Origin of the sequence: Pseudomonas sp. B15(2017), assembly GCF_002113215.1 — a bacterium.
In the GTDB taxonomy this organism is placed as follows: Bacteria; Pseudomonadota; Gammaproteobacteria; order Pseudomonadales; family Pseudomonadaceae; genus Aquipseudomonas.
The window spans coordinates 1-913 of record NZ_NEJZ01000040.1; the positions used below are offsets into that span (position 1 = coordinate 1).

General features: G+C 63.4%; 1 protein-coding gene. It reads right to left on the reverse strand.

Annotated elements, in window-relative coordinates; all coding sequences use genetic code 11:
* Nucleotides 1–913: type VI secretion system tip protein TssI/VgrG (gene tssI / locus CAF73_RS29495; protein WP_139834891.1), on the reverse strand; the 913-nt coding region annotated here is incomplete at both ends.

Below are 913 nucleotides of genomic sequence, written 5' to 3' on the forward strand. Positions count from 1 at the left end.
TTTCTGGTCGTGTTCGATGTTCTCGTCCCAGTCGCGCTGGGCGTGCAGGAAGATCTGTTCCTGGCCTTTCTTGTCTTCGATGCGCAGTTCGTTGAAGCCGCCGCCACCCATGGAGCTCAGGGTCTTGAAGGTGGTGCGCGTCTTGTTCGCCGGCAGGGCATAGGGGACGGTGTTTTCCTTGTGGTACAGGCAGCCGCTGATCAGAGGCTGGTCGGGGTCGCCTTCGAGGAAGGTGACCAGCACTTCCATGCCGATGCGCGGGATGGCGATGCCGCCGTACTGGGCGCCGGCCCAGGCAGACGACACGCGCAGCCAGCAACTGGTCTTGTCGTCGGCCTGGCCTTCGCGGTCCCAGTGGAACTGGACTTTCACGCGGCCGTATTCGTCGCAGTGAATCTCTTCACCTTTCGGGCCGGTGACCACGGCGCTCTGGCTGCCAAGGATGCGCGGTTTCGGGTGGCGCAGGGGCGGGCGGTTGGGCACGTCCCACGGGGTGGCCTGAAAGCGGTTGCGGTAGCCCTGATGGAAATCGTCTTTAAGCTCCGTGGTGTCGCTGGTGACCGACTCTTCCAGCACCTGCGGCTGCTTGCCTTCGTGGTGGACTTCGGTGAGCAGCCACAGATCATTCCACTTGGCTTTCGGGTGTTCTTTCAGCGCGAGGAAATGGCCGCTGACCAGCAACGGCTGATCACTACGCCCCTCGGCGAGCTGGAAGTCGCTGCGATGACGTTCGAGGGCGCGTTTGGCCAAATGCTTGCCGCGCTCGCGGTCGATGAAGCGGCCCGGGTAGTCGTAATCCTCGAGGTCGGGCAGAGCGTCGCCGCGGTTTTCGCTTTCCAGCGTCAGGCGCGGTTTTTCGAAGTCGTAATCGCGGCGGGTGGTGCGACTGGTGCGGGTTTCCAGGCGCAGGTCG